General features: G+C 67.9%; 28 protein-coding genes and 1 riboswitch. Of the genes, 27 read left to right on the top strand and 1 reads right to left on the bottom strand.

The features are described 5' to 3' along the window. The first annotated feature begins 39 nt into the window (after positions 1–39). The 19 genes from AC3QLZ_RS10515 (at position 40) to bfr (ending at position 17,299) form a co-directional block, all read left to right on the top strand. Positions 40–1,095 (top strand): VanZ family protein, encoded by a 1,056-nt coding sequence (locus AC3QLZ_RS10515; protein ID WP_014235837.1) that lies wholly within the window; start codon positions 40–42, stop codon positions 1,093–1,095. A gap of 35 nt (positions 1,096–1,130) precedes the next feature. Beyond that, the gene (locus tag AC3QLZ_RS10510; protein ID WP_014235836.1) at positions 1,131–1,439 is read left to right on the top strand and encodes a (2Fe-2S) ferredoxin domain-containing protein; all 309 of its coding nucleotides are present in this window, start codon (positions 1,131–1,133) and stop codon (positions 1,437–1,439) included. 2 nt (positions 1,440–1,441) lie between these two features. Further along, complete coding sequence (locus tag AC3QLZ_RS10505; protein WP_014235835.1) at positions 1,442–2,080, top strand: alpha/beta hydrolase; 639 nt, start codon at positions 1,442–1,444, stop codon at positions 2,078–2,080. A gap of 114 nt (positions 2,081–2,194) precedes the next feature. After that, complete coding sequence (locus AC3QLZ_RS10500) at positions 2,195–3,103, top strand: ATP-binding cassette domain-containing protein (protein WP_232058791.1); 909 nt, start codon at positions 2,195–2,197, stop codon at positions 3,101–3,103. 226 nt (positions 3,104–3,329) lie between these two features. Then, positions 3,330–5,987, top strand: a complete 2,658-nt coding sequence (locus AC3QLZ_RS10495; RefSeq protein WP_014235833.1) for a chemotaxis protein CheW — start codon at positions 3,330–3,332, stop codon at positions 5,985–5,987. A gap of 139 nt (positions 5,988–6,126) precedes the next feature. After that, positions 6,127–6,327, top strand: a riboswitch (cobalamin riboswitch). A gap of 87 nt (positions 6,328–6,414) precedes the next feature. Next, complete coding sequence (gene cbpA / locus AC3QLZ_RS10490) at positions 6,415–6,585, top strand: modified peptide precursor CbpA (RefSeq protein ID WP_014235832.1); 171 nt, start codon at positions 6,415–6,417, stop codon at positions 6,583–6,585. Further along, entirely contained in the window at positions 6,582–7,952 is a 1,371-nt protein-coding gene (gene cbpB, locus AC3QLZ_RS10485) for a peptide-modifying radical SAM enzyme CbpB (protein WP_014235831.1), read from the top strand. The genes cbpA and cbpB overlap by 4 nt, the downstream gene beginning before the upstream one ends. Positions 7,953–8,042: 90 nt before the next feature. Then, positions 8,043–8,843, top strand: coding sequence for an ABC transporter permease (locus tag AC3QLZ_RS10480; protein ID WP_014235830.1), 801 nt, complete (start codon positions 8,043–8,045; stop codon positions 8,841–8,843). Between the two features lie 60 nt (positions 8,844–8,903). Continuing rightward, the gene (gene cutA, locus AC3QLZ_RS10475) at positions 8,904–9,245 is read left to right on the top strand and encodes a divalent-cation tolerance protein CutA (protein ID WP_014235829.1); all 342 of its coding nucleotides are present in this window, start codon (positions 8,904–8,906) and stop codon (positions 9,243–9,245) included. Positions 9,246–9,249: 4 nt separating this feature from the next. Continuing rightward, a complete protein-coding gene (locus AC3QLZ_RS10470) occupies positions 9,250–11,034 on the top strand; it encodes a protein-disulfide reductase DsbD (protein ID WP_014235828.1) in 1,785 nt (594 codons plus the stop codon). Positions 11,035–11,184: 150 nt separating this feature from the next. Then, positions 11,185–11,808, top strand: coding sequence for a GTP cyclohydrolase II (ribA, locus tag AC3QLZ_RS10465; protein ID WP_014235827.1), 624 nt, complete (start codon positions 11,185–11,187; stop codon positions 11,806–11,808). Between the two features lie 117 nt (positions 11,809–11,925). Further along, positions 11,926–12,528 carry a riboflavin synthase gene (locus AC3QLZ_RS10460; protein WP_014235826.1) on the top strand — a complete coding sequence of 201 codons (603 nt, stop codon included), beginning with the start codon at positions 11,926–11,928 and terminating at the stop codon, positions 12,526–12,528. Positions 12,529–12,533: 5 nt separating this feature from the next. Continuing rightward, on the top strand, positions 12,534–13,655 hold the full coding sequence (gene ribBA / locus AC3QLZ_RS10455) for a bifunctional 3,4-dihydroxy-2-butanone-4-phosphate synthase/GTP cyclohydrolase II (RefSeq protein ID WP_014235825.1): 1,122 nt from the start codon (positions 12,534–12,536) through the stop codon (positions 13,653–13,655). A 4-nt stretch (positions 13,656–13,659) separates the two neighbouring features. Continuing rightward, a complete protein-coding gene (gene ribH / locus AC3QLZ_RS10450; RefSeq protein WP_014235824.1) occupies positions 13,660–14,133 on the top strand; it encodes a 6,7-dimethyl-8-ribityllumazine synthase in 474 nt (157 codons plus the stop codon). A gap of 60 nt (positions 14,134–14,193) precedes the next feature. Then, positions 14,194–14,676: a transcription antitermination factor NusB gene (gene nusB, locus AC3QLZ_RS10445; protein WP_014235823.1), complete on the top strand. Its 483-nt coding sequence runs from the start codon at positions 14,194–14,196 to the stop codon at positions 14,674–14,676. Positions 14,677–14,785: 109 nt separating this feature from the next. After that, positions 14,786–15,757, top strand: coding sequence for a thiamine-phosphate kinase (gene thiL, locus AC3QLZ_RS10440; protein WP_014235822.1), 972 nt, complete (start codon positions 14,786–14,788; stop codon positions 15,755–15,757). Beyond that, complete coding sequence (locus AC3QLZ_RS10435) at positions 15,747–16,253, top strand: phosphatidylglycerophosphatase A family protein (protein WP_043798702.1); 507 nt, start codon at positions 15,747–15,749, stop codon at positions 16,251–16,253. The genes thiL and AC3QLZ_RS10435 overlap by 11 nt, the downstream gene beginning before the upstream one ends. Then, complete coding sequence (locus AC3QLZ_RS10430; RefSeq protein WP_014235820.1) at positions 16,250–16,765, top strand: CinA family protein; 516 nt, start codon at positions 16,250–16,252, stop codon at positions 16,763–16,765. The genes AC3QLZ_RS10435 and AC3QLZ_RS10430 overlap by 4 nt, the downstream gene beginning before the upstream one ends. Before the next feature lie 54 nt (positions 16,766–16,819). Continuing rightward, a complete protein-coding gene (gene bfr / locus AC3QLZ_RS10425) occupies positions 16,820–17,299 on the top strand; it encodes a bacterioferritin (RefSeq protein ID WP_014235819.1) in 480 nt (159 codons plus the stop codon). Positions 17,300–17,363: 64 nt separating this feature from the next. On the opposite strand, the gene AC3QLZ_RS10420 is transcribed toward bfr, so the two are convergent. Next, the gene (locus AC3QLZ_RS10420; protein WP_492783245.1) at positions 17,364–19,445 is read right to left on the bottom strand and encodes a PAS domain S-box protein; all 2,082 of its coding nucleotides are present in this window, start codon (positions 19,443–19,445) and stop codon (positions 17,364–17,366) included. 136 nt (positions 19,446–19,581) lie between these two features. On the opposite strand from AC3QLZ_RS10420, the gene recA reads away from it, so the two are divergent. The 8 genes from recA to AC3QLZ_RS10380 all read left to right on the top strand — a co-directional run bounded on the left by recA (position 19,582) and on the right by AC3QLZ_RS10380 (position 25,653). Next, entirely contained in the window at positions 19,582–20,604 is a 1,023-nt protein-coding gene (recA, locus tag AC3QLZ_RS10415; RefSeq protein ID WP_014235817.1) for a recombinase RecA, read from the top strand. Then, positions 20,601–21,056 (top strand): recombination regulator RecX, encoded by a 456-nt coding sequence (gene recX / locus AC3QLZ_RS10410; RefSeq protein ID WP_014235816.1) that lies wholly within the window; start codon positions 20,601–20,603, stop codon positions 21,054–21,056. Before recA ends, recX begins: the two co-directional genes overlap by 4 nt. A 65-nt stretch (positions 21,057–21,121) precedes the next feature. Further along, on the top strand, positions 21,122–21,868 hold the full coding sequence (gene lptB / locus AC3QLZ_RS10405; protein WP_014235815.1) for an LPS export ABC transporter ATP-binding protein: 747 nt from the start codon (positions 21,122–21,124) through the stop codon (positions 21,866–21,868). A 66-nt stretch (positions 21,869–21,934) separates the two neighbouring features. Next, positions 21,935–23,413 carry an RNA polymerase factor sigma-54 gene (locus AC3QLZ_RS10400; protein WP_014235814.1) on the top strand — a complete coding sequence of 493 codons (1,479 nt, stop codon included), beginning with the start codon at positions 21,935–21,937 and terminating at the stop codon, positions 23,411–23,413. Between the two features lie 14 nt (positions 23,414–23,427). Then, positions 23,428–23,748, top strand: coding sequence for a ribosome hibernation-promoting factor, HPF/YfiA family (gene hpf, locus AC3QLZ_RS10395; protein WP_014235813.1), 321 nt, complete (start codon positions 23,428–23,430; stop codon positions 23,746–23,748). A 155-nt stretch (positions 23,749–23,903) separates the two neighbouring features. Next, the gene (ptsN, locus tag AC3QLZ_RS10390) at positions 23,904–24,389 is read left to right on the top strand and encodes a PTS IIA-like nitrogen regulatory protein PtsN (RefSeq protein WP_014235812.1); all 486 of its coding nucleotides are present in this window, start codon (positions 23,904–23,906) and stop codon (positions 24,387–24,389) included. Then, a complete protein-coding gene (gene hprK, locus AC3QLZ_RS10385) occupies positions 24,358–25,293 on the top strand; it encodes an HPr(Ser) kinase/phosphatase (protein WP_014235811.1) in 936 nt (311 codons plus the stop codon). The genes ptsN and hprK overlap by 32 nt, the downstream gene beginning before the upstream one ends. Before the next feature lie 45 nt (positions 25,294–25,338). Continuing rightward, positions 25,339–25,653 carry a PsiF family protein gene (locus tag AC3QLZ_RS10380; RefSeq protein ID WP_014235810.1) on the top strand — a complete coding sequence of 105 codons (315 nt, stop codon included), beginning with the start codon at positions 25,339–25,341 and terminating at the stop codon, positions 25,651–25,653. The last annotated feature ends 60 nt before the right edge of the window (positions 25,654–25,713 follow it).

Below are 25,713 nucleotides of genomic sequence, written 5' to 3'. Positions count from 1 at the left end.
GTCGACGCCCTCCGGATTTCCCTCCGCCCGTCCCCCGCCATGTTCTCCCGCCCCGGTACCGTCCTCGCCCGCTACCTGGCCCTGGCCTACGTCCTGCTGGTGATCTACGCCAGCCTGCACCCCTTCGCCGGCTGGCGCGACCTGGGCCTGTCCCCCTTCGCCTTCCTCGAGGCCGGCTGGCCCCGCTACTGGACAGCCTTCGACCTGGTGGTGAACGTGGGGGTGTACCTGCCCCTCGGCTTCCTCCTCGCCCTGGCCCTGCCCATGCCGGTCCTGCCGCGCCTGCTGCCCAGCCTGCTGGCGGTGCTGCTAGGCAGCGGCCTTTCCTTTGGCCTGGAGTCGGTGCAGACCTGGTTGCCCAGCCGGGTCCCCTCCAACCTGGACCTGGCCTGCAATGCCCTGGGGGCCCTGCTCGGCGCCCTGGCCGCCTTCTTTCACGGCGAGCGCCTGTTCCTGCGCCTGACCCACTGGCACGGCCGCCTGGTGGCGGACCTGCCCCATGCCGAACTGGGGGCGGTGCTGCTGGGCCTGTGGCTGGTGACCCAGCTGTCGCCGGAAACCCTGCTCTTCGGCAGCGGCGACCTGCGCAGCCTGCTGGGCCTGCCCCTGGCCGTGCCTTTCGATCCGCCCGTGTTCCAGCTGGTGGAGGCCCTCATCGTCGGCGCCTCGGTGGTGGCCCTGGGCCTCTTCGCCCGCACCCTGCTGGCGCCCCGCTGGCCGGCCTGGGTCGGCCCGCCCCTGCTGATCCTGGCGGCCCTGGGGGTGAAGTCCCTGGCCCTGGCGGTGCTGGTCAGTCCCGGCGACGCCTTCATCTGGTGGAGCGAGGGGGCGCGCCTGGGCCTGTTGTGGGGCGGTATCGTGCTGGCGGTGCTGGCCTGGCTGCCGCCCAACTGGCGCATCGTCCTCGCCGGCCTGGCCCTGATGGCGGCCACGGTGCTGGTGAACCTGGCGCCGGAGAATCCCTATTCCGCCGCCGCCCTGGCCGCCTGGCGCCAGGGGCACTTTTTCAATTTCAACGGTCTTACCCGTCTGACGGCCGCCCTGTGGCCCTTTGTCGCCCTGCCCTACCTGATGCTGCTGGGGCGGCGGCTATAATCCGATCCCGACGTTTTTCCCTACCGGACTGCCCCATGAGCTACTACCAACACCACGCCTTCATCTGCTGCAACCAGCGCCCCGACGGCGAAACCTGCTGCAACGCCCTGGGGGCCAGCGAGCTGATGGCCTACGCCAAGGACAAGGTGGCCGCCGCCAAGCGCAACGGCCCCGGCCAGGTGCGCATCAACAAGGCCGGCTGCCTGGGCCGCTGCGACAACGGCCCGGTGATGGTGATCTACCCGGAAGAGACCTGGTACACCTTCCTCGACAGGTCCGACATCGACGAGATCGTGGAGGAACACCTGCTCCACGGCCGCATCGTCGAGCGCCTGAAGATCTGACCATGCGCGTCGAACCCGAACTGCTGCTGCTCGACGGTCCTGCCGGCAAGATCGAGGTGATCCTGGAGAACCCGGGGGCGCCCAAGGGCATCGCCCTCATCGGCCATCCCCATCCCCTCTTCGGCGGCGCCAACACCAACAAGGTGGCCCAGACCCTGGCCCGCACCCTGGTGCAGCTGGGCTATGCCGCCCTGCGCCCCAACTTCCGCGGTGTCGGCCAGAGCGAAGGCAGCCATGACGAGGGCCAGGGCGAGAGCGATGACATGCTGGCGGTGCTGGACTATGCGAAGGAGCGCTTCGGCCACCTGCCCGTGGTGCTGGCCGGCTTCTCCTTCGGTGCCTACGTCCAGGCCAAGGTGGCCGCCCGCCTGGCCGAAGCCGGCCACCCGGCCCAGCGCCTGGTGCTGGTGGGCACCGCCTCCGGCCACGTCGAAGGCGCGCGCCAGTACAACACCAGCGCCGTGGCACCGGACACCATCGTCATCCACGGCTCCAAGGACGAAACGGTGCCTTTGGAAAACGTGCTGGCCTGGGCCGAGCCCATGGACCTGCCGGTGGTGGTGGTGGCGGGGGCGGACCATTTCTTCCACCGCCGCCTGCACGTCTTGAAAGACATCATCACCCGCGCCTGGAAACACTGACCAACCGATGCCGTGGCAGCCAGCAAGGACGGGCATCTCCGCCTTGCCTGGCCGGAGAACGGCATCCCTCCTGCCTTCCCGGGCAGGGCTCAAACAGAAATGGATAGGGCTCCTGTGCAACCTCTGATCGTCGAATCCCTGGTCAAGCGCTACGGCGATTTCACCGCCGTGGACGGCGTCTCCTTTGCCGTCGAGCCGGGCACCTGCTTCGGCCTGCTCGGGCCCAACGGCGCCGGCAAGACCACCACCCTGCGCTGCTGTCTCGGCCTCACGGCCCCGGAGTCCGGCGCGGTGCGGCTGAACGGCCTGCCCGTGCCGCAGGCGGCCAGGGAAGCCCGTCTGCGGACCGGTGTGGTGCCCCAGTTCGACAACCTGGACCCGGATTTCACGGTGGCCGAGAACCTGCTGGTGTACGGCCGCTACTTCGGCCTCAGCGACGCCACGGTGCTGGCCCGTATTCCCGAGCTGCTGGAATTCGCCGGCCTCGGCGGCAAGGAAAAGTCGCCCCTGAAGAGCCTCTCCGGCGGCATGAAGCGGCGCCTGACCCTGGCCCGGGCGTTGGTCAACGACCCGGACATCGTCTTCCTCGACGAGCCCACCACCGGCCTCGATCCCCAGGCCCGGCACCTCATCTGGGAGCGCCTCAAGGCCCTCACCGCCCGGGGCAAGACCCTTATCCTCACCACCCACTTCATGGACGAGGCGGAGCGCCTCTGCCACCAGCTGGCGGTGCTCGACCACGGCCGCCTGATTACCCAGGGCAGCCCCCGGGAGCTGATCGCCAGCCACATCGAGCCCCAGGTGGTGGAGGTTTACGGCGAAAACGCCCCGGCCTGGGCCGAAGGCCACGGCCATCTGGCGGACCGCTGCGAAATCTCCGGCGAGACGGCCTTCTTCTACTGCCGCGAGCCGGCATCCCTGCTGGAGGCCCTGACCGCCGCCCCGGGCCTGCACTACGTGCACCGGGCGGCCAATCTGGAAGACGTCTTCATCAAGCTCACCGGCCGCGAACTGCGGGACTGAGGGCCGCCTCCGGCCCCGGGAATTCCCGGGGGCTATGCAAAGCCGGGCTTCACGCTACAATCTCCCCACCCATGACCCGGGCATCGACCCGGGCGCCGGCAGCGGCCCAGGGCCAGCCCGCTGCCTGTCGTTCCCCATAAGGCCCGACCACCACCGCACGACCTCCCATATTCCGACTGGCAGGGGCCCTCACGCCCACCGCCGGCGCCATCCTAGGAGGAGTGCCATGCACGACGACAACCAGGGCCTGGTGGAGGCCTTCATCCCCTTCATGCGCAGCGTCGCCCAGTGCGAAAAGCAGCTGGAGAACCTCAATTTCACCTGGGGCATGATCGAGGCCACGGCCAAGATGAACTGCCCGGCCGAGGCCAAGACCATCCTGCCGACCATGGGCGCCACCCGGGAAGGATTCGGCCGCCTGGAGCGGCAGCTGATCGAGAACCTGGTGCAGGAGAACATCCGCAAGGTGGTGCTGGAGATCGGCTCCAAGGCCCAGGTGGCGGTGGACATCCTGATCCGCAACCTCTACGAGCGCACTGCCGACGTGGGTTTCCTGGCCACGGACGAGGACATCCGCGACTTCATCCGCCAGCGCAAGGAGGCGCCGGACCAGGAGACCCTGGAAGGGGAGAAGGCCCGCATCCTGCGCCGCCTGCAGGAGTACCGGGACAAATACACGGTGTACGACGAAATCCTGGTGCTGGACCTCAATGGCCGGGTCATCGCCCACCTGGACGGCGCCAGCCCCGTGCTCTTCTCCCAGGACCCCCTGCTGCAGCAGACCCTGCACACCGACGGCTATGTGGAGACCTTCCGCGCCAGCGACCTGCGCCCCGGTCTGGAGCGGGCCCTCATCTACTCCCAGCGCATCGACGACGGCGACAGCGGCGAGCCCCTGGGGGTGCTGTGCCTGTGCTTCCGCTTTGCCGACGAGACGGAGAGCATCTTCCGCAACCTGCGTCGCCGGGAGGACCGTTCGGTGATGCTGCTGCTGGACGCCCAGGGCACGGTGATCGCCTCCAGCGATGCCGACCACGTGCCCCTGGGCCGCCGCCTGGAGCAGGTGCGGGATGCGGATTACCGCATCGTAGATTGGGGCGGCCGCGAATACCTGGCCAGGACCTGCCCCACCCGGGGCTACCAGGGCTACGTCGGGCCCGGCTGGGTGGGCCATGTCATGGTGCCGGTCAGCTCCGCCTTCCGAGCCGGCCTGGGCCAGGCCGCCGAGAGCCTGCCGGCGGAGGTGCTGGAGGGCGTGCTGGCCCACGCCGACACCTTCTGCCCGGCCCTGGCCGACATCGCCCGGGGAGCCGAGGGCATCAACCTCTCCCTGCGCCGGGTGGTGTGGAACGGCCAGATCATGGCCGCCGACAAGCGGGGCGACCTGCTCAAGCTCAAATCCGTGCTGCAGCAGATTTCCGAGACCGGCGACCGCACCAGCGACCTCTTCGCCCGCTCCATCGCCGACCTCTACCAGACCGCCATCTCCTCCAGCCTGCAGGACGTGCAGTTCATCTCCCGCCTGATGATCGACATCATGGACCGCAACCTCTACGAGCGGGCCAACGACTGCCGCTGGTGGGCCCTCACCTCGGCCCTGCGCCGCAGCATGGCCGCCGGCCGTCCCGGCGAGGCGGAGGCCCAGGCCATGGCCGGCATCCTGGAATACATCAACAGCCTGTACACCGTCTATTCCCGGCTCTTCGTGTACGACCTTTCCGGCACCATCGTCGCCGCTTCCAACCTGCACGGCGACAGCCTCAACCTGGTGGGCAAGAAGGTGGATGCGGGCTGGGTCCAGTCCGTCTTCTACCTGCCCAGCACCCAGCATTACTGCGTCTCCCCCTTCGAGAAGAGCTGGCTCTACGGCGGCCGCCCCACCTACGTCTACAACGCCGCCATCCGCCATCCCGACGATCCGGCCAAGGTGGTGGGGGGCATCGGCATCGTCTTCGACGCAGCGCCCCAGTTCGCCGCCATGCTGGCCGATTCCCTGCCGCCCCAGGCCGGGGCCTTCGCCGTCTTCGCCGAGCGCAGCGGCCGCATCATCGCCTCCTCCGACGAACGCTTTCCGGCGGAAAGCCTGCTGGAGGTAGACAAGAGCCTCTTCGCCGCCGCCAACGGCGAGGGCCGCTCCCGGGTGGTGCAGCTGGCCGGGCGCACCTGGATCGTCGGCAGCACCGCCTCCTTCGGCTACCGGGAATTCAAGAACAGCGGCGATTACAGCAACGACGTGGTGGCCCTGGTGTTCGTCCCCGTGGGCGATGGCAGTGCCGCCGCAGCCCCCCGGGAGCGGCGCCCAGCGGTGCTGGAAGGCAGCTACGGCGACCTGCACGCCCGGGGCGGGCAGAGCGTGGAGCTGGCCACCTTCGTCGTCGGCGACAAGGTGTATGGCCTGCCGGCGGCCGAAGTGCTGGAGGCGGTGGACCCGGCCCGGCTTTCCCCCATGAGCGGCTCCCGCCGCTATCTTTGCGGCGTCATCAGCTTCCAGAGCGGTGGCGGCGACAGCGGCACCCTGGTGCCGGTGGTGGATATGCGCTTCCTCCTCAACTACCCGGCCAAGGAGGTGGACAACCACAGCCAGATCGTCGTGGTGCGGGTGCGGGACGGCCTCATGGGGCTGCTGGTGGACGATCTCTATGCCGTGCCCGAATTCGACGCCGAGCGCCTGGAGCCGATCCCGGAGATGATCCGCCAGGACGCCGGCTACGTGCAGGCCATCATCAAGCCGCGCCAGCCGGACAGGGAAAAAATCCTCCAGGTGCTGGACCCGGAGCGCATCTGCGGCGCTGCCCAGAGAAAGCCGGAGTCCGCCGCGGGCGGCGAGGTCCCGCGCCCGGCGGCGCCCCTGCGGGCCATCGGCGGGCCCGGAGGCGGACGCTGAAGGGGAAGGGCAAGGGGGCAGGGAAAGGAGGCAAGCGCAGGGCTGCCGGGCAAAAATCCGACCTCGGACAGAGGCGCTTTACCTGGATCAAATCCGGCTGCCGTCGGCCTTGACCCTCCCCGGGCCGGCGGCCAGAATCCGCCCCCATTCGGCTTCCGCTTTCGGAACACGGTGCAACTCCGTGGCGGGCCCGCCGCTGTAATCGGGGACGGTCGTTCCACGGCGTGGTGCAGTTTTTCCACGCCACCCACTGCCGCAGCAAATGCGGCGGGAAGGGGGAGCCCAGTAGCAGGACCGGTCGATCCGTAAGCCAGAAGACGGGCGGAAGTCGTGGAGTTCCAGGCAAAGGGCTCCGGCGGCATGTTTCTTTCGAGACAGGCCGCCGGAGCCCTTTTGCTTTTTTTTCATACCTTCGCGGGAGGACCCCATGAAAACCACCACTCAAGTTACCAGCCAAGCCACCACTGCCCAGCAGGCTGCCACCCAGCCCACCCAGGCCGCCGCTCCGGCCCCGGTCATCGCCAGCCGCAAGTCCTGCAACCCGGACGGCATCGGCCTCTCCCACTACGTCCTGATGGACCGGAAGGCGGCCAAGTGAACGGTCCGGCTCCCCACCTGCGCCGGCTGCAGCCCTACGACATCGGCCATGAGCGCTACGTGGCCCTGCTGCACCCGGAAACCGCCTTCTGGTCCCTGGTGGACAAGGACCGGGTGGAGACGGAATTGTGCGGCAGCGAGCTGGCCGAGCGCTTCCAGGCCCAGGCGGCGAAGTTCGCCCAGGAAATCCACGCCCTCCGCTTCGAGCTGAAGCCCTCCGGCGTCTATGTGAACCCGACGGAACGCTGCAACCTGGACTGCACCTACTGCTACATCCCCGACACCCTGCGCCGCCACGGCAGCGATATGCCGGCGGAACGGCTGCTGGGGGCCCTGCAGCGGCTGAAGGAATACTTCGCCACGGTGATGGACGGCGGCGAGGGGGCGCGCAAGCCCCGCCTCATCTTCCACGGCGCCGAACCCCTGATGAACCGGGAGGCCCTGTTCGCCGCCATCGACCTGTTCCAGGACGACTTCGCCTTCGGCGTGCAGACCAACGGCACCCTGCTCACCGATGCCGCCGCCGACTTCCTCATGCAGCGCAACGTCAGCATCGGCCTTTCCCTGGACGGTCCCACCGCCCCCATCACCAACGCCACCCGCCACACCTGGGCCGGCCAGGGGGTGCACCAGCACGTGCTGCGGGCCATGGAGCGGCTCCAGGGCTACGGCTCCTGGAGCGTCATCACCACCTGCACCACGGAAAACCTGGCCCACCTGACGGACATGGTGGAGCTGTTCCACCGCCACCAGGTGCCCACCTGCATGTTGAATGCGGTGCGCTGCACCCTTTCCGGCGCCCGGGGGGTCAAGCCGGCGGACGGGGATTTCGCCCGGGCCTTCATCGCCGCCCTGGAGCGGACCCACGAGCTTTACCGGGAGACCGGGCGCAAGCTGGTGGTGGCCAACTTCGCCAACATCCTGCTGGCCATCCTGGCTCCCACGGCGCGGCGCCTGATGTGCGACATCTCTCCCTGCGGCGGCGGCCGGGCCTTCTTCGCCCTGGCGGCGGACGGCGGCCTCTTTCCCTGCAGCGAGTTCATCGGCCTGCCGGCCTTCGAGGGCGGCAACCTGTTCACCGACGGCGTGGCGGCCGCCCTGGAGTCGCCGGCCTTCAAAGAAGTCACCGGGCGGGACGTGGACAAGTTCGAGCCCTGCGCTTCCTGCCCCATCCGCCACTTCTGCGGCAGTCCCTGCCCGGCGGAGGCCAACGAGATGAACGGCGGCATGGAGAAGACCGGCGCCTTCTGCCAGTTCTACGAGGAGCAGGTGCGCTACGCCCTGCGCCTGATCGCCGACGGCAAGTCCGACGACTTCCTCTGGGACGGCTGGGACCAAGGCACGGAGACGGTTTTCAGCGCCTGCTGAGGCCCGTTCGAGGCCCGTTTGCCCCCGGTCGGCGGCCCCGCCCCGACCGGGGTACTTACCTTCCGGGCGCCAAGGTCGGATAATGGCGCCATGAATGCCGCCACTTCCTCCCCTTCCCTCTACGCGCCGCCCCGCCTTTCCGCCCGCTGGTTTCCCGTGTGGCAACGCAATTTCCTGGTCTGGCGCAAGCTGGCCCTGCCTTCCATCCTGGGCAACCTGGCCGACCCCCTGATCTACATGCTGGGCCTGGGCTACGGCCTGGGCAGCATGCTGCCGGAGGTGGCCGGCACCTCCTACGTGGCCTTCCTGGCCGCCGGCACGGTGTGCGCCAGCACCATGAACGCAGCCACCTTCGAAGCCCTCTATTCGGCCTTCTCCCGCATGCACGTGCAGAAGACCTGGGAGGCCATGCTCAACGCCCCCCTGGAACTGGAGGACGTGATGCTGGGCGAGCTGATCTGGGCCGCCACCAAGAGCCTCCTTTCCGGCTGCGCCATCCTCACGGTGATCTTCGTCCTCGGCCTCTCCCATTCGCCCCTGGCCCTGGGAGTGCTGCCGGTGATCCTGCTCACCGGCCTGGCCTTCGCCGCCCTGGGCCTGATCGTCAATGCCCTGGCACCCTCCTACGATTTCTTCATGTACTACTTCACCCTCTTCATCACCCCCACCATGCTGCTTTCCGGCGTCTTCTTCCCCCGGGAACAGCTGCCGGTCCTGGTCCAGGGGCTGACCGAGGCGCTGCCCCTGACCCACGCCGTGCAACTGGTGCGGCCCCTGCTGCAGGGCCAGGTGCCGGCCAATGCCCTGCTGCACGTGGCGGTGCTGCTGGCCATCACTGCCGTCGCCTTCCTCGTCGCCCTGGTGCTGACCCGGCGCCGCCTGCTGCGCTGAGATGGCGACAGGCGCAGGCAGATCAAAACGCGAAACGCCGCTCTCGGCTAAGATGGCCCCATGACCACCTCCAAAAAAGCCAACCCGGTACTGCTGGTGCAGACCAATTGCCCGGACGGCGAAACCGCCGCCCGCCTCGCCGCCGCCCTGGTGGATGCCCGTCTGGCGGCCTGCGCCAACGTGCTGGCGCCCTGCGCCTCCATCTACCGCTGGCAGGGAAAGGTGGAGATGGCCACCGAGACGCCCCTGCAGCTGAAGACCGCCGCCGATCGCTTCCCCGAACTGCGGGCCCGCCTGCTGGAACTGCATCCCTACGACGTGCCGGAGATCGTTGCCTGGCCCGTGGCCGAAGGGCTGCCCGATTACCTCAACTGGGTCGTGACCGAGACCCGCCCCGAGTGACGCCGTGATTGCTTCCCTGATTTTCCCGTTGTGGCGCTGGCTGCTGCCGTGCCTGATCCTGCTGGGCCTGGCCCTGCCCGTGGCCGCCCAGGAATTCCTCGATCCCCTGGTGGCCTTCAAGCCCGAAGCCCGGGCCCTGGACGACAAGACCGTGGAGGTGCGCTACAGCATCGCCAAGGGCTATTACCTGTACCGGGACAAGTTCAGGTTCGCCGCCGAGGGCGCCACCCTGGGCACCCCCGTGTTCCCCGCCGGCAAGCAGAAGCATGATGACAACTTCGGCGACGTGGAGGTCTATTACAAGAGCGTGGCCATCCGCCTGCCGCTGAGCGCCAACCAGTCCGGCCCCATCACCCTCAAGGTGACGGCTCAGGGCTGCGCCGATGCCGGGGTCTGCTACCCGCCCCAGGAACAAAAGCTCAGCGTCACCCTGCCGGCCCCGGGCAGCGCCCCGGCCGCGGTGCCCGACGCCGCCGGCGACGAGAGCGGCCATATCGCCGGCCTGCTGCAGAACGCCGGCTTCTGGCTGGCCGTCTCCACCTTCTTCGGCTTCGGCCTGCTGCTGGCCCTGACCCCCTGCGTTTTCCCCATGATCCCCATCCTCTCCGGCATCATCGTCGGCCAGGGGCACCACGTTTCCCGCAGCAAGAGCTTCCTCCTCTCCCTGGCCTACGTGCTGGGCATGGCGGTGACCTACGCCGCCCTGGGGGTGGTCGCCGGCCTCACCGGCACCCTGCTCTCCGCCGCCCTGCAGAATCCCTGGGTGCTGGGCGCCTTCGCCGCCGTCTTCGTGGTGCTGTCCTTCTCCATGTTCGGCTTCTACGAGCTGCAGTTGCCCAGCTTCCTGCAGAGCAAGCTGTCGGAAGAGGCCAGCCACCTGCACGGCGGCCACCTGGCGGCGGTGTTCGCCATGGGGGCCCTGTCGGCGGTGATCGTCGGCCCCTGCGTCGCCGCCCCCCTGGCCGGGGCCCTGCTCTACATCGGCCAGAGCGGCGATGCGGTGCTGGGCGGCGCCGCCCTTTTCGCCATGGCCCTGGGCATGGGCGTGCCCCTGCTGCTGGTGGGCCTCTCCGCCACCACCCTGCTGCCCCGGTCCGGACCCTGGATGGAAGCGGTGAAGAAGGCCTTCGGCGTCATCCTCCTCGGCACCGCCCTGTGGCTGGTGTCGCCGGTGCTGCCGGCGGCCCTGGTGATGGCCGGCTGGGCCCTGCTGCTGATCGTGCCGGCCGTCTTCATGCACGCCCTGGACCCCCTGCCGGCCACGGCCAAGGGCTGGCAGCGCTTCTGGAAGGGCATCGGCATCGTCATGCTGCTGGCCGGCGCCGCCCTGGTGGTGGGCCTGGCGGCCGGCTCCCGGGACCCCCTGCAGCCCCTCAAGGGCGTGGTGGCGGCCAATGCGGCGGCGGGCGGCGGGGCCGAGGCTCCCGCCCTGCCCTTCGTCCGGGTAAAATCCGTGGCCGACCTGGAAGCCCGGGTCAAGGCGGCGGGCAAGCCGGTGATGCTGGATTTCTATGCGGACTGGTGCGTCTCCTGCAAGGAAATGGAGCGCTTCACCTTCGCCGACCCCAAGGTCCGGGCCAAGCTGGCCGGCTTCACCCTGCTGCAGGCCGACGTCACCGCCAACAGCGAGGACGACAAGGCCCTGCTGCAGCGCTTCAAGCTGTTCGGTCCGCCCGGCATCATCTTCTTCGATGCCGCCGGCCAGGAAATCGCCGGCCTGCGGGTGGTGGGTTTCCAGGAGGCCACCCCGTTCCTCCAGGTCCTGCAGCGGGTGGCCCCGGGCGCCTGATTGGTGAACCGGGTTGATCTTTTCGCCCGATATTTTTCGCTTTTGGCCCGGCCCCGTCTGGCCTAATATGGCATGACCCCATGGGGAGTTGCCTACCGCCGCGGTGGGCCTGCCCAGAGAACAGCTCAATAAAATTCAACTTATAACAACATGACTTCCACCCCTTCCCTGCCGGCCGTGGCCCTGGTGGCCAGCTGCGAACTGCCCACGCCCTGGGCCGTCTTCCGCCTGCACGGCTTCCAGGAAACCGCTTCCGGCAAGGAGCATCTGGCCCTGACCCTGGGCCAGGTGGGCGACGGCGTGCCGGCCCTGACCCGCCTCCATTCCGAATGCCTCACCGGCGACGGCCTCTTTTCCCTGCGTTGCGACTGCGGTCCCCAACTGGAGGCGGCCCTGGCGGCCATCGCCAAGGAGGGCCGGGGCGTGCTGCTGTACCTGCGCCAGGAAGGCCGGGGCATCGGCCTGCTGGACAAGCTGCGGGCCTACGCCCTGCAGGACCAGGGCCTGGACACGGTGGACGCCAACCGGGCCCTGGGCCTGCCCGACGACGCCCGGGACTACGGCGTCGCCGCCGCCATGCTCAACACCCTGGGGGTGCCGGCGGTGCGCCTGATGACCAACAATCCGGCCAAGGTGTCGGCCCTCACCGCCCGGGGTGTCAATGTGACCGAGCGGGTGCCCCATGTGGCCGGCCGCGGCCCGCGCAACCAGGACTATCTGGAAACCAAGGCGGCCCGCATGGGCCACCTGCTGCCCTGGCTGGAACAGGACTAGGTTCCACTTGCCGGCGGCCGTGGCCGCCGTCCCGCCCCGGGGCGGTCCCCATCCGGAGCCCCCCGGTGCGGCGTGATAAAATCCCCTTCCCCAACCCCAAAATTCCGAGATAAATCCATGTTTTCCGGTATCGTCGCGGCCGTCGGTCGCATCACCCATCTGACCGCCCGTGAGGCCGGCTTCCGGCTGACCGTGGAGCCCGGCGGCCTGGACATGACGGACGTGGCCCTGGGCGATTCCATCGCCCACAACGGCGTCTGCCTCACCGTGGTGGAAAAGACCCCCAGCCACTACTGCGTGGACGTCTCCCCCGAGACCCTCTCCTGTACCGTGGGCCTGGCCGAGCCCGGCCCGGTGAACCTGGAGAAGGCCCTCTGCCTGGCGGACCGCCTCGGCGGCCACCTGGTCTCCGGCCATGTGGACGGGGTCGGCACCGTGACCCGCTTCGACCTCATCGGCGAAGGCAAGGAAGCCAACCGCCTGCTGCAGATCGAAGCGCCGGCCGAGCTGGCCAAGTACATCGCGCGCAAGGGCTCCATGACCGTGGACGGCGTCAGCCTCACCACCAACACGGTCAGCGGCAGCACCTTCAGCATCAACCTCATCGCCCACACCCTGGAAGTCACCACCCTGAACCGCCTGCACGTGGGCGCCAAGGTGAACCTGGAAGTGGACCTCATCGCCCGCTACGTCGAGCGCATGCTCAATCCGGAAGCCTGAACGCCATGAATGCCGCTACTGCCAGTGCCATCTCCCCGATCCAGGACATCATCGCCGACATCCGCGCCGGCAAGATGGTCATCCTGGTGGACGAGGAGGACCGGGAAAACGAAGGCGACGTCATCATCGCCTCCGACTTCATTACCCCCGAAGCCATCAACTTCATGGTCACCCACTGCCGTGGCCTGGTCTGCCTCACCATCACCGAGGAACGCTCCCGCCAGCTGGGCCTGACCCAGATGGCCCGGGACAACAAGACCCCCTACGGCACCGCCTTCACCGTCTCCATCGAGGCCGCCGAGGGCGTCACCACCGGCATTTCGGCCCACGACCGGGCCCGCACCGTGCAGGCCGCCGTGGCCAAGAACGCCGGTCCCGACGACATCGTCCAGCCCGGCCACATCTTCCCCATCACCGCCAAGCCCGGCGGCGTGCTGGTGCGCGCCGGCCACACCGAGGCCGGCTGCGACCTGGGCGCCCTGGCCGGCCTGGAGCCGTCCTCCGTCATCTGCGAGATCCTCAAGGAAGACGGCACCATGGCCCGCCTGCCGGACCTGATCGAATTCGCCAAACTGCACGGCCTCAAGATCGGCACCATCGCCGACCTGATCCACTACCGCAGCGAACACGAAACCCTGGTGGAGCCCCTGCGCGTCAAGACCGTGCAGACCCCCCACGGCGAGTTCCAGCTGCACGCCTTCCACGACCGGGTGGCCGACGAGGTGCACCTGGCCCTGGTCAAGGGCGAGATCAAGGCCGATCAGGAAACCCTGGTGCGGGTCCATGAGCCCGTCTCCGTGCTCGACTTCCTCGACCCTGCCGGCGGCGTGCATACCGTCTCCATCGACCAGGCCCAGCAGGCCCTGGCCAAGCACGGCAGCGGCGTCATCGTGCTGCTGCACCGGCCCCAGAGCGGTAGCGACCTGCGCGCCGCCCTGTGCCCCGAAAAGGCCGCCGCCCCGGCGCCGAAGAAGTGGGACCCGCGCATCTACGGCATCGGCGCCCAGATCCTGCGCCAGCTGGGCGTGCGCAAGATGAAGCTGCTCTCCAGCCCGCGCCGCATGCCTTCCATGACCGGCTTCGGCCTCGAAGTCACCGGTTTCGTCACCGACATTGAAAAGCCCTGAGACCATGGCCCGCTACGACAACATCCCCGAACACGACATCAACCTCAACGGCGCCGGCCTCAAGGTCGGCATCGTCATGGCCCGCTTCACCCTGGACGTCTGCGAAGGCCTGCTCTCCGCCTGCACCGCCGAGCTGCAGCGCCTGGGCGTGGCCGCCGGCGACATCACCATCGCCACCGTGCCCGGCGCCCTGGAGATTCCCCTGGTGCTGCAGACCATGGCCCAGACCGGCAAGTACGACGCCCTGGTGGCCCTGGGGGCGGTGATCCGCGGCGAGACCTACCACTTCGAGGTGGTCTCCAACGATTCCTGCCGCGGCGTCCTGGAAGTGCAGCTGAAGACCGGGGTGCCCATCGCCAACGGCATCCTCACCACCGAAAACGACGACCAGGCCCTGGTCCGCATGCAGGTCAAGGGTGCCGACTGCGCCCAGGCCGCCGTGGAAATGGCCAATCTGCTCAAAGCCGTCGGCAAGTAATTTATCCGCCGGGAGCGCCCCACCGGGGCCGCCCGGCCAACCTGAAGTGAAGGCAACACCATGACCGAAGCCAAGAAACCCGCCGGCAAGCCCGCCGCCGCCAAATCCCCCCGCCGCCGTTCCCGGGAATTCGCCCTGCAGGGCCTGTACCAGTGGCGCATCGGCGGTCAGGACGAGGCCGCGATCGAGGCCCATATGGCCGACGTCTCCGGCTTCGACAAGGCCGACCGGGAATTCTTCGTCGGCCTGGTGCGCGGCGCCCTGGCCCAGCGGGAAGCCCTGGTGGCCGAACTGACGCCCTTCCTCGACCGGGGCTTCGACGAGATGTCCCCCATCGAGGCCTGCATCCTGCTGCTGGGCGCCCTGGAGCTGACCCATCATCCGGAAACGCCCTACAAGGTCATCATCAACGAGTGCATCGAGCTGGCCAAGGGTTACGGCGGCACCGACGGCCACAAGTACGTGAACGGCGTCCTCGACAAGCTGGCCGGCAAGCTGCGGGCGGCCGAGGTCGAAGCCAAGCGCAGGCAGCAGCGCGGCTGATCCGGCATTCCCGGCGGGGCACAGCGGCCACGGAGACTTCTCTGTGATCCCTGTGCCCTTTCTCTTGCCTCCGTTTTCCCCGACTGTCCGCCCCCGAGCAAAACCGCCCATGCCTTCCGAGTTTGAACTGATCGCCCGCCACTTCGCCGGCCCGACACCGGGGGCCGTGCTCGGTCCCGGCGACGACTGCGCTCTGCTGCAGCCCTCCCCCGGCATGGAGCTGGCGGTGACCACCGACATGCTGGTGGCCGGCGTGCACTTCCTGCCCGACACCGATCCCGAAGGCCTGGGCTGGAAGACCCTGGCCGTCAATCTTTCCGACCTCGCCGCCATGGGTGCCAAGCCCCGCTGGGTGCTGCTGGCCGGCAGCCTGCCCGAAGCCGACGAGGCCTGGCTGGCCGCCTTCGCCAAGGGCTTCTTCACCCTGGCCAGGGCCAGCCAGGTGGACGTGGTGGGCGGCGATACCACCCGGGGCCCGCTCAACCTGTGCGTCACCGCCCTCGGCGAAGTGGCACCGGGCCAGGCCCTGCGCCGGGACGGCGCCAAGGCCGGCGACGACCTGTGGGTTTCCGGCCAGCCCGGCCTGGCGGCCCTGGGCCTGGCCCAGCTGCAGGGCAAGATTGAACTGCCCGAGGCCCTGGTGCAGCGCTGCCTCACCGCCCTGCAGCGGCCCCGGCCGCGCATTGCCCTGGGCCTGGCCCTGGTGCAGCGGCAGCTGGCCACGGCGGCCATCGACATTTCCGACGGTCTGCTGGCTGACGTGGGTCATATCGCCGAGCGCTCCGGGGTGGAGCTGCGCCTCAACGTGGGCCAGCTGCCCCTGCTGCCCAGGGGCGTGGACCCGCTGCTGGCCCAGCGCTGCCAGCTGGCCGGCGGCGACGACTACGAACTGGCCTTCACCGCACCGGCGGAAAAACGCATGGCCCTGGCGGCCCTGGCCGCCGACCTGGAGCTGACCCTGTGGCGTATCGGCTACGCGGCCGAAGGTGCCGGGGTGAGCCTGTATGATGGCGACGGGGCGCCATTGCCTCCCGAATTCATGGATCAATTCAAGGGATATGACCACTTCCGTGCGACCTGACCTGCGCTTCCTCTTCTCCCATCCGGCCCACTTCGTCGCCTGCGGCCTGGGCAGCGGCCTCTCCCGCTTCGCCCCGGGCACGGCCGGCACCCTTTTCTCCTGGGCCGTCTATTCCCTGATCCGGCCCAATTTCGACGAAATCGGCTTCCTCGTCTTCCTCCTGGTGTGCTTCGTCGGCGGCGTGCTGGCCTGCCACCGCACCGGCCGGGACCTGGGGGTGGTGGACCACGGTTCCATCGTCTGGGACGAGATCGTGCCCTTCTGGCTGGTGCTGTTCTTCTGCCCGGTGGGCCAGTTCTGGTGGCAGACGGCCCTGTGGCAGACCACGGCCTTCCTGCTGTTCCGCATCTACGACATCTTCAAGCCCTATCCGGCCAACTATTTCGACGAGCAGGTGAAGAACGGCTTCGGCGTCATGATGGACGACGTCTTTGCCGGCCTCTACACCATCCTCTCCCTGGCCGTGCTGCACTTCGTCCTGGGGCGCCTGCTGTGAGCGGTGGACCCGCCCAGGCCGAGCTGGAGGCCCTGGCCGCCGCCGTCGGCGAAGCCCTGCTGCAGCGGGGCGAGCGCCTTGCCACCGCCGAGTCGTGCACCGGCGGCTGGATCGGCCAGTGCTGCACCGCCATCGCCGGCAGCTCCAACTGGTTCGACCGGGGCTTCATCACCTACAGCAACGAGGCCAAGCAGGACATGCTCGGCGTGCCGCGCCAGACCTTGCGTAGCGAAGGGGCTGTGTCGGAAGCCACGGCAGGCGCCATGGTCCAGGGTGCCATTGCCAGAAGCCGCGCCCAGTGGGCGCTGGCGGTCAGCGGTATCGCCGGTCCCACCGGCGGCACCCCGGCCAAGCCGGTGGGCACGGTGTGCTTCGCCTGGGCCGGCCCCGAGGACTGGGTGGCGCTGGAAACCCGCCATTTCGCCGGCGACCGGGAGGCGGTGCGGGCCCAGACCGTGGCCCATGCCCTGGACGTGCTGCGGCAGCGGCTGCAGGCGCCGGTGCTGGCCTAAGCCCCGGGCCTGGATTACCATCGGCCCATTCCCCCTTTTTCCGCGGAGCGCGCCATGAAAGGCAACACTGAAGTCATCAAGCTGTTGAACGAACTCCTGGCCGGCGAACTGATGGCCCGGGACCAGTACTTCATCCACGCCCGCATGTACGAGAACTGGGGCCTGAAGAAGCTCAACGAGCGCATCTGGCACGAGATGCAGGACGAAACCGAGCATGCCGACTGGCTCATCAAGCGCATCCTGTTCCTGGAAGGCACTCCGGGCATGACCCCGGCCAAGTCCATGAAGATCGGCAAGACCGTGCCGGAGATGCTGAAGAGCGACCTGGCCGTAGAAATCTCCGTGGTCAAGGAACTGCGTGCCGCCATGGCCCGCTGCGAGGCCCACAAGGACTACGTGACCCGGGACATGCTGCTGAAGATGCTGGACGACACGGAAGAGGACCACACCCACTGGCTGGAACAGCAGCTGAAGCTGATCGAACTGGTGGGCCTGGAAAACTACCTGCAGTCCCAGATGGGCGACGCCGCCTGAGCCGCTGCCGCCCCGCCAGTCAAAAGGCCGCCCGCGGGCGGCCTTTTGCGTTGACCGGCGCCCTTCAGCTGCGCCGCCGGGGCGGCCACAGGTCCGGCGATTCCTGCAGTTCGGAGAGGTCCTGGCTGATGCTGACGAAGTGGGTGATGCGCCCGTTGGCGTCGCGGATGGGGGCGATGGCCTGCAGGCAGACGTAGATGCTGCCGTCCCGCCGCCTGTTGAGCAGGCGTCCGCGCCAGGTCTTGCCGGCGTTGATGGTGCGCCACAGGTCGGCATAGGTGCCGACCTCGTTGAGCCCGGACTTGAGTAGCCGCGGCGTCTGTTCCAGGATGTCCTCCAGGCCGTAGCCGGTGACTTCCGAGAAGGCCTGGTTGCAGTATTCGAAGCGGCCCTGGGCGTCGGTGATGAAGACCACCGAGGGATTCTGTTCCACCGCCATGGAGAGCTTCTCCAGTTCCGCCTCCACCTGCTTGCGCTCGTGGATGTCGCGGAAGGTGCCGGCCAGGTGCCGGGCCTGGCCGTCGGCGCTGCCCACCACCTGGCCTTCGCCGCGGAACCAGCGCCAGTGGCCGTGCCGGGTGTGGGTGCGGTATTCGCAGCGGAAGCGGAGACTGCGCCCGTCGCGGCAATCCAGCAGGGCCTGCATGGCCCGGGCCCGGTCCTCCGGGTGCAGGCTGGCCTCCCATTCGGCTAGGCCGACGCTGCGCTCGGCCAGACGGTAGCCGTTGCCGTCGGCCACGGCCAGGACGAACTGCAGATTGCCTGTCTCCACCGCCCAGTCCCACACCCCCACCTCTGAGGCGCCCAGGGCCCGGCGCAGGCGCTCCTCGCTGGCGGCGAGGCGGTCCATGGCCCGGTGCAGGGAGGTGACGTCCTGGGTGATGCCGTGGATGCGCACCACCCGCTCCGCCACCACCACCGGATGGCTGCGGACCCGCAGCCAGCGTACCTCGCCGTCGCGGATGATGCGGAATTCCTGGTCGGCGGCTTCCCCCGCGAACTGCCGTTCGAAAGCGGCCAGGGTGGTTTCCCGGTCCGCCGGATGCAGATCGTCGGCCCAGCGCATGGCGTTCGCATACAGCTCGGCGGCGGAATGACCGCTGAGGCGCTGGGTGGCGCCGCTGACGAAGGAGAAACGCCGTTCCTCCGCCTCCAGGGTCCAGATGACGTCGTCGAGGGAGTCCAGCACCTGTTCCAGGCGCTCCTCCGCCCGGTTGCGGTCCTCCTCGGCGCTGCGGCGCTGCCGGTTGGCGGCGGCCAGGGCCAGGGTCACGGCGGTGAGGGAGGCGATCAGCACCTGCAGCTTCACCTGCACCAGCTGGGGCTCGATATTGGCGAAGGGGCCGGTGCCCAGGGCAGCGAAGACGGCGGCCGTCAGGGCCGTGGTGGCCAGGGCCAGGGTCACCAGGCGCAATTCGCAGCTGAAGGCGATCCAGATCAGGGTCAGCAGGAGCAGCAGGCCGGCGTAGGCGAAGGATTCGGGGGCCCGTTCGGAGAAGAACCACAGGCTGCTGAGGGCGGCGGCGACCACCGCCGCCACCGCCAGATGGCGCCAGCGGCCCTGGTCCAGGCCTTCCCGGGGCTGCAGCCAGGCCAGCAGCAGGGGGGCCAGCAGCTGGGTGCCGGCCAGGTCGCCCACCCACCAGCCGCGCCAGGCGGGCAGCAGCTGGGCCGGCTCCAGGCTGCCGCCCAGGCTCAGGGCACCGACGCCCAGGCTGGCGCTGATGGCGCCGCCCAGCACGGGGGCGCTGAAACACAGGTGCAGCACGTCCTGGGGGCGGCCCAGGCGCGGATCGAACTGCAGGGGACCCCGCAGCAGACGGTAGCCGGCCCAGGCGCCGAGGGCGTTGCCGGCGCCCATGAGCAGGCCGGTGAGGGGAGCAAAGCCGCTGATGAGGGCGCTGCCCAGGGTGGCCAGCAGCACTGCCGGCCACAGCCGTCCGCCGCCCAGGACGAGGGCGGCCAGGGCAATGCCGGCGGGGGGCCAGAAGGGCACGAAGAGGCCGTGGCCGGCAGTGCCGATGGCCATGGTCAGCTGGGCCACCGCCAGATAGGCGGCAAACACCAGCAGCAGCCCCGGGAGCAGGGGCAGGCGGGCAGCGGGGAGGGGAGCGGCGGCCGGGGGCGCCAATAATCGCTTTAGCATAATTTGCGCCATTTTCCCTGCTTTGCCGCGGTGTTCCAAGGCCTTTGATGCTGGGGATAACACGTAGTCCGGGTAACTTGGCGTAGGCCGGAGGGTTTGTGCCATAATCAGCCGCTTGATTTTGGGGAATTCAGTCATGGACGACAACAAGGCCAAAGCACTAACCGCCGCACTGGCGCAGATTGAAAAGCAGTTCGGCAAGGGCGCCATCATGAAGATGGGCGAGACCGAAGTGGACAAGGGCGTGGACGTGGTGTCCACCGGCTCCCTGGGCCTGGACGTGGCCCTCGGCGTGGGCGGCCTGCCCCGGGGCCGGGTGGTGGAAATCTACGGTCCGGAATCCTCCGGCAAGACCACCCTGACCCTGCAGGTCGTCGCCGAGATGCAGAAGCTGGGCGGCACCGCCGCCTTCATCGACGCGGAACACGCCCTCGATCCCCAGTACGCCCAGAAGCTGGGCGTGAACATCGGCGAGCTGCTCATCTCCCAGCCGGACAACGGCGAACAGGCCCTGGAAATCGCCGACATGCTGGTGCGTTCCGGCGGTGTGGACGTGATCGTGGTGGACTCCGTGGCCGCCCTCACCCCCAAGGCCGAAATCGAAGGCGAGATGGGCGATTCCATGATGGGCCTGCACGCCCGCCTGATGAGCCAGGCCCTGCGCAAGCTCACCGCCAACATCAAGAAGACCAATACCCTGGTCATCTTCATCAACCAGATCCGCATGAAGATCGGGGTGATGTTCGGTTCCCCGGAAACCACCACCGGCGGCAACGCGCTCAAGTTCTACGCCTCCGTGCGCCTGGATATCCGCCGTATCGGCGGCATCAAGAAGGGTGACGAGGTGATCGGCAACGAAACCCGCGTCAAGGTGGTGAAGAACAAGGTCTCCCCGCCCTTCCGCGAAGCCCTGTTCGACATCCTCTACGGCGAAGGCATCTCCCGCGAGGGCGAGATCATCGAACTGGGGGTGGCCAACAAGCTGATCGAGAAGTCCGGCGCCTGGTATTCCTACAAGGGCGAGAAAATCGGCCAGGGCAAGGACAACTCCCGGGAATTCCTCAAGGCCAACCCGGCCATTGCCCAGGAAATCGAAGGCAAGATCCGGGAAGCCCTGGGCGTGGCCAACCCCGCCCCGGCGGCCGCTGCCGGGGAATGACCCCGAGCCTGCGCCAGCGGGCCCTGGGGCTGCTGGCGCGGCGGGAGTACAGCCGGGCCGAACTGGCCCGCAAGCTGGCGCCCCACGCAGAATCCGAGGCTGAGCTGGAGGCCCTGCTGGACGACCTGGCGGCCCGCCGCCAGCTTTCCGATGCCCGCTATGCCAGTGAAAGGGTCGCCATCCGCGCCCGCCGCTACGGCGATGCCCGGCTGGCCCAGGAACTGCGGCAGAAGGGCGTGGCCGAGGAAACCGTCGCCGCGGCCCTGGCCCAGGGCGGCAGCGAGCTGGAACGGGCGCGCCAGGTGTGGCAGAAGAAATTCGCCGCCCTGCCCGCCGATCTGGCCGAGCGGGCCAAACAGACCCGCTTCCTCCTCAGCCGCGGCTTTGCCGCCGCCACCGTCCGCCAGGTGCTGCAGGGCGGCTGGGACGACGAGTCCGGCAGCGACTGGTAGAACCCCCGGGCGACACCTCTGGCACAATGCCTTTACGCCCCCGCATTCATAGAATCCGATAGCCCATGTCCGAGCAGAACCCCGACCTCATCGCCAAGCTTTCCGCCAACAACCTGAAAAAGCGCTACAAGTCCCGCACCGTGGTGCATGACGTGTCCTTCGAGGTGGGCAGCGGTGAGGTGGTGGGCCTGCTGGGCCCCAACGGTGCCGGCAAGACCACCTGTTTCTACATGATCGTCGGCCTGGTGCCCTCCGACGGCGGCTCCATCCAGCTGCAGAATCAGGAAGTGACCCACTTCCCCATCCACAAGCGGGCCCATCTGGGCATTTCCTACCTGCCCCAGGAGGCTTCCGTCTTCCGCAAGCTCAACGTGGAGGAGAACATCCGCGCCGTGCTGGAACTGCAGAAGCTGCCCAAGCACGAGATCGACCTGCGCCTGGAGGAACTGCTGGAAGAGCTGCACATCGGCCACATCCGCGCTTCCAATGCCGCCGCCCTGTCCGGTGGCGAGCGCCGCCGGGTGGAAATCGCCCGGGCCCTGGCCACCTCTCCCCGTTTCATCCTGCTGGATGAGCCCTTCGCCGGCGTGGACCCCATCGCCGTGCTGGAAATCCAGAAGATCATCCGTTTCCTCAAGGACCGCAGCATCGGCGTGCTCATCACCGACCACAACGTGCGTGAGACCCTGGGCATCTGCGACCGGGCCTACATCATCAATGAGGGCCGGGTGCTGGCGTCTGGCCGCCCGGATGAGATCGTTTATAATGAAGACGTCCGAAAAGTATATCTGGGCGAGAGCTTCCGTCTCTGACGAGCCCAGTCTCCGAGTCTTTCCCTCAACCCGCTCATTGCCGCCGGCCCCTTCGGCCCCGGGTCCATGAAACCAACCCTCCAACTCAAACTCTCGCAGCACCTGGCCCTGACGCCACAGCTGCAGCAGTCCATCCGGCTGCTGCAACTGTCGACGCTCGAGCTGGAGCAAGAGTTGGAGAAGTATCTGCTGGAAAACCCCCTGCTGGAGCGGGAGGACGAGAACTACGAGCCCTCCTACAGCGGGAGCGAAGGCGAATACGCCGGCAGTACGGCCGAGGCCGCTGCCGAAGGCCCGCGGGAAGGCGATAGCGGCGAATCCGGTGAAGGCGCCGACAGTCATGGCCCCGAAGAAGTCCGGGACGACAGCCGGGACAGCCTGGGCGAAGGCGAGGACTGGTTTGCCGAAGGCAGCTACCCTTCCGCCTCCCGCGACGAAGACGAGGATTCCGACTTCCAGGAAGTGCAGGCCGCCAACACCTCCCTGCGCGACCACCTCAACTGGCAGCTGGGCCTGATGCAGCTCTCCGAGCGGGACCGGCAGCTGGTCAGCTTCCTCATCGAGGCGCTGGACGAGGACGGCTACCTGACCCAGCCCCTGGAGGAGCTGCAGGAAGCCCTGCCGGAAGAGCTGGAAATCGACCTGGACGACCTGCAGATCGCCCTGCGCCACCTGCAGCACCTGGACCCGACCGGTGTCGGCGCCCGTACTCCGGGCGAATGCCTGGCCCTGCAGCTGGAAGCCCTGCCGGCCGACGAGGTGCGGGACCAGGCCTTGAAGCTGGTGCGCCATCATCTGGAACTGCTGGCCGGCCGGGACTTCACCAAGCTGAAGAAGCTGCTGGGCTGCGACGACGAGCGCCTGCGCGCCGTCACCAACCTGGTGAAGAGCCTCAACCCCCGGCCCGGCGCCCAGTACGCGCCCCTGGATGCCCGCTACATCACCCCGGACGTGGTGGTGAAGAAGGTGCGCAACCAGTGGACCGCCAGCATCAATCCGGACGCCTACCCGCGCCTACGCATCAACCGGCTCTACGCCGAGATCCTCTCCAAGCAGCGCGGCTCCAGCCTCTCCGGCCAGCTGCAGGAGGCCCGCTGGCTGATCAAGAACGTGCAGCAGCGTTTCGACACCATCCTGCGCGTGTCCCAGGCCATCCTGGACCGCCAGCGCCAGTTCTTCGAACACGGCGAGGTGGCCATGCGTCCCCTGGTGCTGCGGGAAATCGCCGAAACCCTGGGCCTGCACGAATCCACCGTCTCCCGGGTGACCACCCAGAAGTACATGGCCACCCCCCGGGGCATTTTCGAACTCAAGTATTTCTTCGGCAGCCATGTGGCCACGGATACGGGGGGCGCCTGTTCGGCCACCGCCATCCGGGCCCTGATCAAGCAGCTGGTGGCGGCCGAAGACCCCAGAAAACCCCTTTCGGACAGTCAAATATCCGAAATTCTTGGCCAACAAGGCATTGTTGTGGCGCGTCGAACCATTGCAAAATACAGAGAAGCGCTCAACATTTCGCCGGCCAACCTACGCAAGTCCATCTAAAAAAGGAGCGAGCCATGAACCTGCACATCACCGGACATCACCTGGAAGTCACCCCGGCGATCCGCGACTACGTCACTGCCAAGCTGGAGCGGGTTACGCGTCACTTCGACAGCGTCATCGACGTCAACGTCATCCTCACCGTGGAAAAGCTGAAGCAGAAGGCTGAAGTCACCGTGCGCGTGCCCGGCAAGGACATCCACGTGGATGCCGAGGATGCCGACCTGTATGCCGCCGTGGACACCCTGATCGACAAGCTGGACCGCCAGGTGCAGAAGTACAAGCAGAAGGCCCAGGATCACCACCGCGACACCATCAAGAATCACATCGAAGAGTGATCTGATTCCCTCTCCGGGACTGGGACGAAAGGCATAGGCGGCGGGGTCGTTTTCCGTTATGATCCCGCCACTTTTCGCCAGGTATCCTGCCTGAATCCCAGTCTCCAACCGGCCCTGCCGCCGCCATCCCGCTGTTCGGGGAAGGTTCCCGCCCCATGGATCTGATCGCCAAACTCCTCCCTCCCGCCCACATCCTGCTGGACCTCGAAGCCAGCAGCAAGAAGCGGGCATTCGAGCAGGCCGGACTGCTGTTCGAGAACAACCTGGGCATCGCCCGGGCCACGGTTTTCGACAGCCTCTTCGCCCGGGAAAAACTCGGTTCCACCGGCCTGGGCCAGGGGGTTGCCATTCCCCACGGCCGCATCAAGGGGCTCAAGGAAGCCGCCGGCGCCTTCATGCGCCTGTCCGCCCCGGTGCCTTTCGATTCCCCCGACGGCAAGCCCGTCGGCCTGATGTTCGTGCTGCTGGTGCCGGAACAGGCCACCGAGCAGCATCTGCAGATTCTTTCCGAGCTGGCCCAGCGTTTCTCCGACCGGGCCTTCCGCGAGGCCCTGGGCGCCTGCGACAACACCGACGACGCCCACCGCCTGTTCACCGACTGGGGGAACCATGCGGCAAATCTCCATCAGCCAGCTGTTTGAGGACCACCAGGACAAGCTGTCCCTGACCTGGGTCGCGGCCCAGGGTGCCGAACGCTCCATCGAGATCCGGGAGCGGGGCAACTACGGCGCCGACGTGGTCGGCCACCTCAACCTGATCCACCCGGAACGCCTGCAGGTCATCGGCGCCGCCGAGTACCAGTGGCTGAGCCGGGTCAATCCTGAGCGCCTCAAGGCGCAGATGAACGAAATCTTCGCCGCCCAGCCTCCTGCCGTCATCGTCGCCGAGGGCCTGGAAGTGCTGCCGGCCGTGCTGGAGGGCTGCGAGAGCACCGGCACTCCCCTGTTCACCACCGCCAAACCCTGCTCGGCCGTGATCGACCTGCTGCGCATCTACCTCTCCCGCCGCCTGGCGGACACGGTGTCGGTGCATGGCGTCTTCATGGACGTGCTGGGCATGGGCGTCCTCATCACCGGCGATTCCGGCGTCGGCAAGTCTGAACTGGCCCTGGAACTGATTTCCCGGGGCCACGGCCTGGTCGCCGACGACGTGGTGGAACTGGCTCGCATCGCCCCCGCCACCATCGAGGGCCGTTGCCCGGGCATGCTGCGGGACTTCCTCGAAGTGCGGGGCCTGGGCCTGCTAAACATCCGCACCATCTTCGGCGAGACCGCCTCCCGGCGGAAAATGAAGCTCAAGCTGATCGTGCACCTGCAGAAGCCGGTGGCCGGGGTGGATGCGCCGCGCCTGCCCCTGGATGCCCAGACCCAGGAGATCCTCGGCGTGGCCGTGCGCAAGGTGGTCATTCCGGTGGCCGCCGGGCGCAACCTGGCGGTGCTGCTGGAGGCGGCGGTGCGCAACAGCATCCTGCAGCTGCGCGGCATCGACAACATGCAGGAATTCATCACCCGGCAGCAGAAGCTGCTGCTTGACGACGATATTTGACGAACGCATAGTGGTGATCCCTGCCTGACCACTGACGGAGACACCATGAAAAAGATGCTGCTTGCCCTGTGTTCCCTGGCCTGTATCGGCCTGGCTCCCATTGCCGGCGCCGCTGACGCGGCCAAAGCGCCGACGCCCCAGCAGGAGCGCATGAAGAACTGCAACAAGGAGGCCGGCGAGAAAGGCCTCAAGGGCGACGAGCGCAAGGGCTTCATGAAGACCTGCCTCTCCGGCAAGACCGCCGACGCTCCCGCCGCCAATGCGGAGTGCCAGTCCAAGGCCGCGGAGAAGAAACTGGCCGGTGCTGCCAAGGCCTCCTTCATCAAGAAGTGCGAAGCCGACAGCCAGGCTGCCAAGTAAGCCCGGGGCGGACTTCCCGCAAAAATGCCAGCCGATTGAAGGCTGGCATTTTTTTTGACA

This window comes from Azospira sp. MPR-LB4 (assembly GCF_058809525.1).
The sequence above is the reverse complement of the archived record's forward strand: the minus strand, read 5'-3'. Positions and strand labels throughout refer to the sequence as shown.

What these genes read in the sequence shown, in the direction of transcription:
- ribBA (WP_014235825.1), top strand. Translation starts at nt 12,534, where the DNA reads ATGAATGCCGCTACTGCCAGTGCCATCTCCCCGATCCAGGACATCATC.
- ptsN (WP_014235812.1), top strand. Translation starts at nt 23,904, where the DNA reads ATGGATCTGATCGCCAAACTCCTCCCTCCCGCCCACATCCTGCTGGAC.
- AC3QLZ_RS10400 (WP_014235814.1), top strand. Translation starts at nt 21,935, where the DNA reads ATGAAACCAACCCTCCAACTCAAACTCTCGCAGCACCTGGCCCTGACG.
- thiL (WP_014235822.1), top strand. Translation starts at nt 14,786, where the DNA reads ATGCCTTCCGAGTTTGAACTGATCGCCCGCCACTTCGCCGGCCCGACA.
- AC3QLZ_RS10505 (WP_014235835.1), top strand. Translation starts at nt 1,442, where the DNA reads ATGCGCGTCGAACCCGAACTGCTGCTGCTCGACGGTCCTGCCGGCAAG.
- nusB (WP_014235823.1), top strand. Translation starts at nt 14,194, where the DNA reads ATGACCGAAGCCAAGAAACCCGCCGGCAAGCCCGCCGCCGCCAAATCC.
- cbpA (WP_014235832.1), top strand. Translation starts at nt 6,415, where the DNA reads ATGAAAACCACCACTCAAGTTACCAGCCAAGCCACCACTGCCCAGCAG.
- AC3QLZ_RS10510 (WP_014235836.1), top strand. Translation starts at nt 1,131, where the DNA reads ATGAGCTACTACCAACACCACGCCTTCATCTGCTGCAACCAGCGCCCC.
- hpf (WP_014235813.1), top strand. Translation starts at nt 23,428, where the DNA reads ATGAACCTGCACATCACCGGACATCACCTGGAAGTCACCCCGGCGATC.
- hprK (WP_014235811.1), top strand. Translation starts at nt 24,358, where the DNA reads ATGCGGCAAATCTCCATCAGCCAGCTGTTTGAGGACCACCAGGACAAG.
- AC3QLZ_RS10380 (WP_014235810.1), top strand. Translation starts at nt 25,339, where the DNA reads ATGAAAAAGATGCTGCTTGCCCTGTGTTCCCTGGCCTGTATCGGCCTG.
- ribA (WP_014235827.1), top strand. Translation starts at nt 11,185, where the DNA reads ATGACTTCCACCCCTTCCCTGCCGGCCGTGGCCCTGGTGGCCAGCTGC.
- bfr (WP_014235819.1), top strand. Translation starts at nt 16,820, where the DNA reads ATGAAAGGCAACACTGAAGTCATCAAGCTGTTGAACGAACTCCTGGCC.
- AC3QLZ_RS10515 (WP_014235837.1), top strand. Translation starts at nt 40, where the DNA reads ATGTTCTCCCGCCCCGGTACCGTCCTCGCCCGCTACCTGGCCCTGGCC.
- ribH (WP_014235824.1), top strand. Translation starts at nt 13,660, where the DNA reads ATGGCCCGCTACGACAACATCCCCGAACACGACATCAACCTCAACGGC.
- recX (WP_014235816.1), top strand. Translation starts at nt 20,601, where the DNA reads ATGACCCCGAGCCTGCGCCAGCGGGCCCTGGGGCTGCTGGCGCGGCGG.
- recA (WP_014235817.1), top strand. Translation starts at nt 19,582, where the DNA reads ATGGACGACAACAAGGCCAAAGCACTAACCGCCGCACTGGCGCAGATT.
- lptB (WP_014235815.1), top strand. Translation starts at nt 21,122, where the DNA reads ATGTCCGAGCAGAACCCCGACCTCATCGCCAAGCTTTCCGCCAACAAC.
- AC3QLZ_RS10420 (WP_492783245.1), bottom strand. Translation starts at nt 19,445, where the DNA reads ATGCTAAAGCGATTATTGGCGCCCCCGGCCGCCGCTCCCCTCCCCGCT.
- cutA (WP_014235829.1), top strand. Translation starts at nt 8,904, where the DNA reads ATGACCACCTCCAAAAAAGCCAACCCGGTACTGCTGGTGCAGACCAAT.
- AC3QLZ_RS10495 (WP_014235833.1), top strand. Translation starts at nt 3,330, where the DNA reads ATGCACGACGACAACCAGGGCCTGGTGGAGGCCTTCATCCCCTTCATG.
- AC3QLZ_RS10480 (WP_014235830.1), top strand. Translation starts at nt 8,043, where the DNA reads ATGAATGCCGCCACTTCCTCCCCTTCCCTCTACGCGCCGCCCCGCCTT.
- AC3QLZ_RS10460 (WP_014235826.1), top strand. Translation starts at nt 11,926, where the DNA reads ATGTTTTCCGGTATCGTCGCGGCCGTCGGTCGCATCACCCATCTGACC.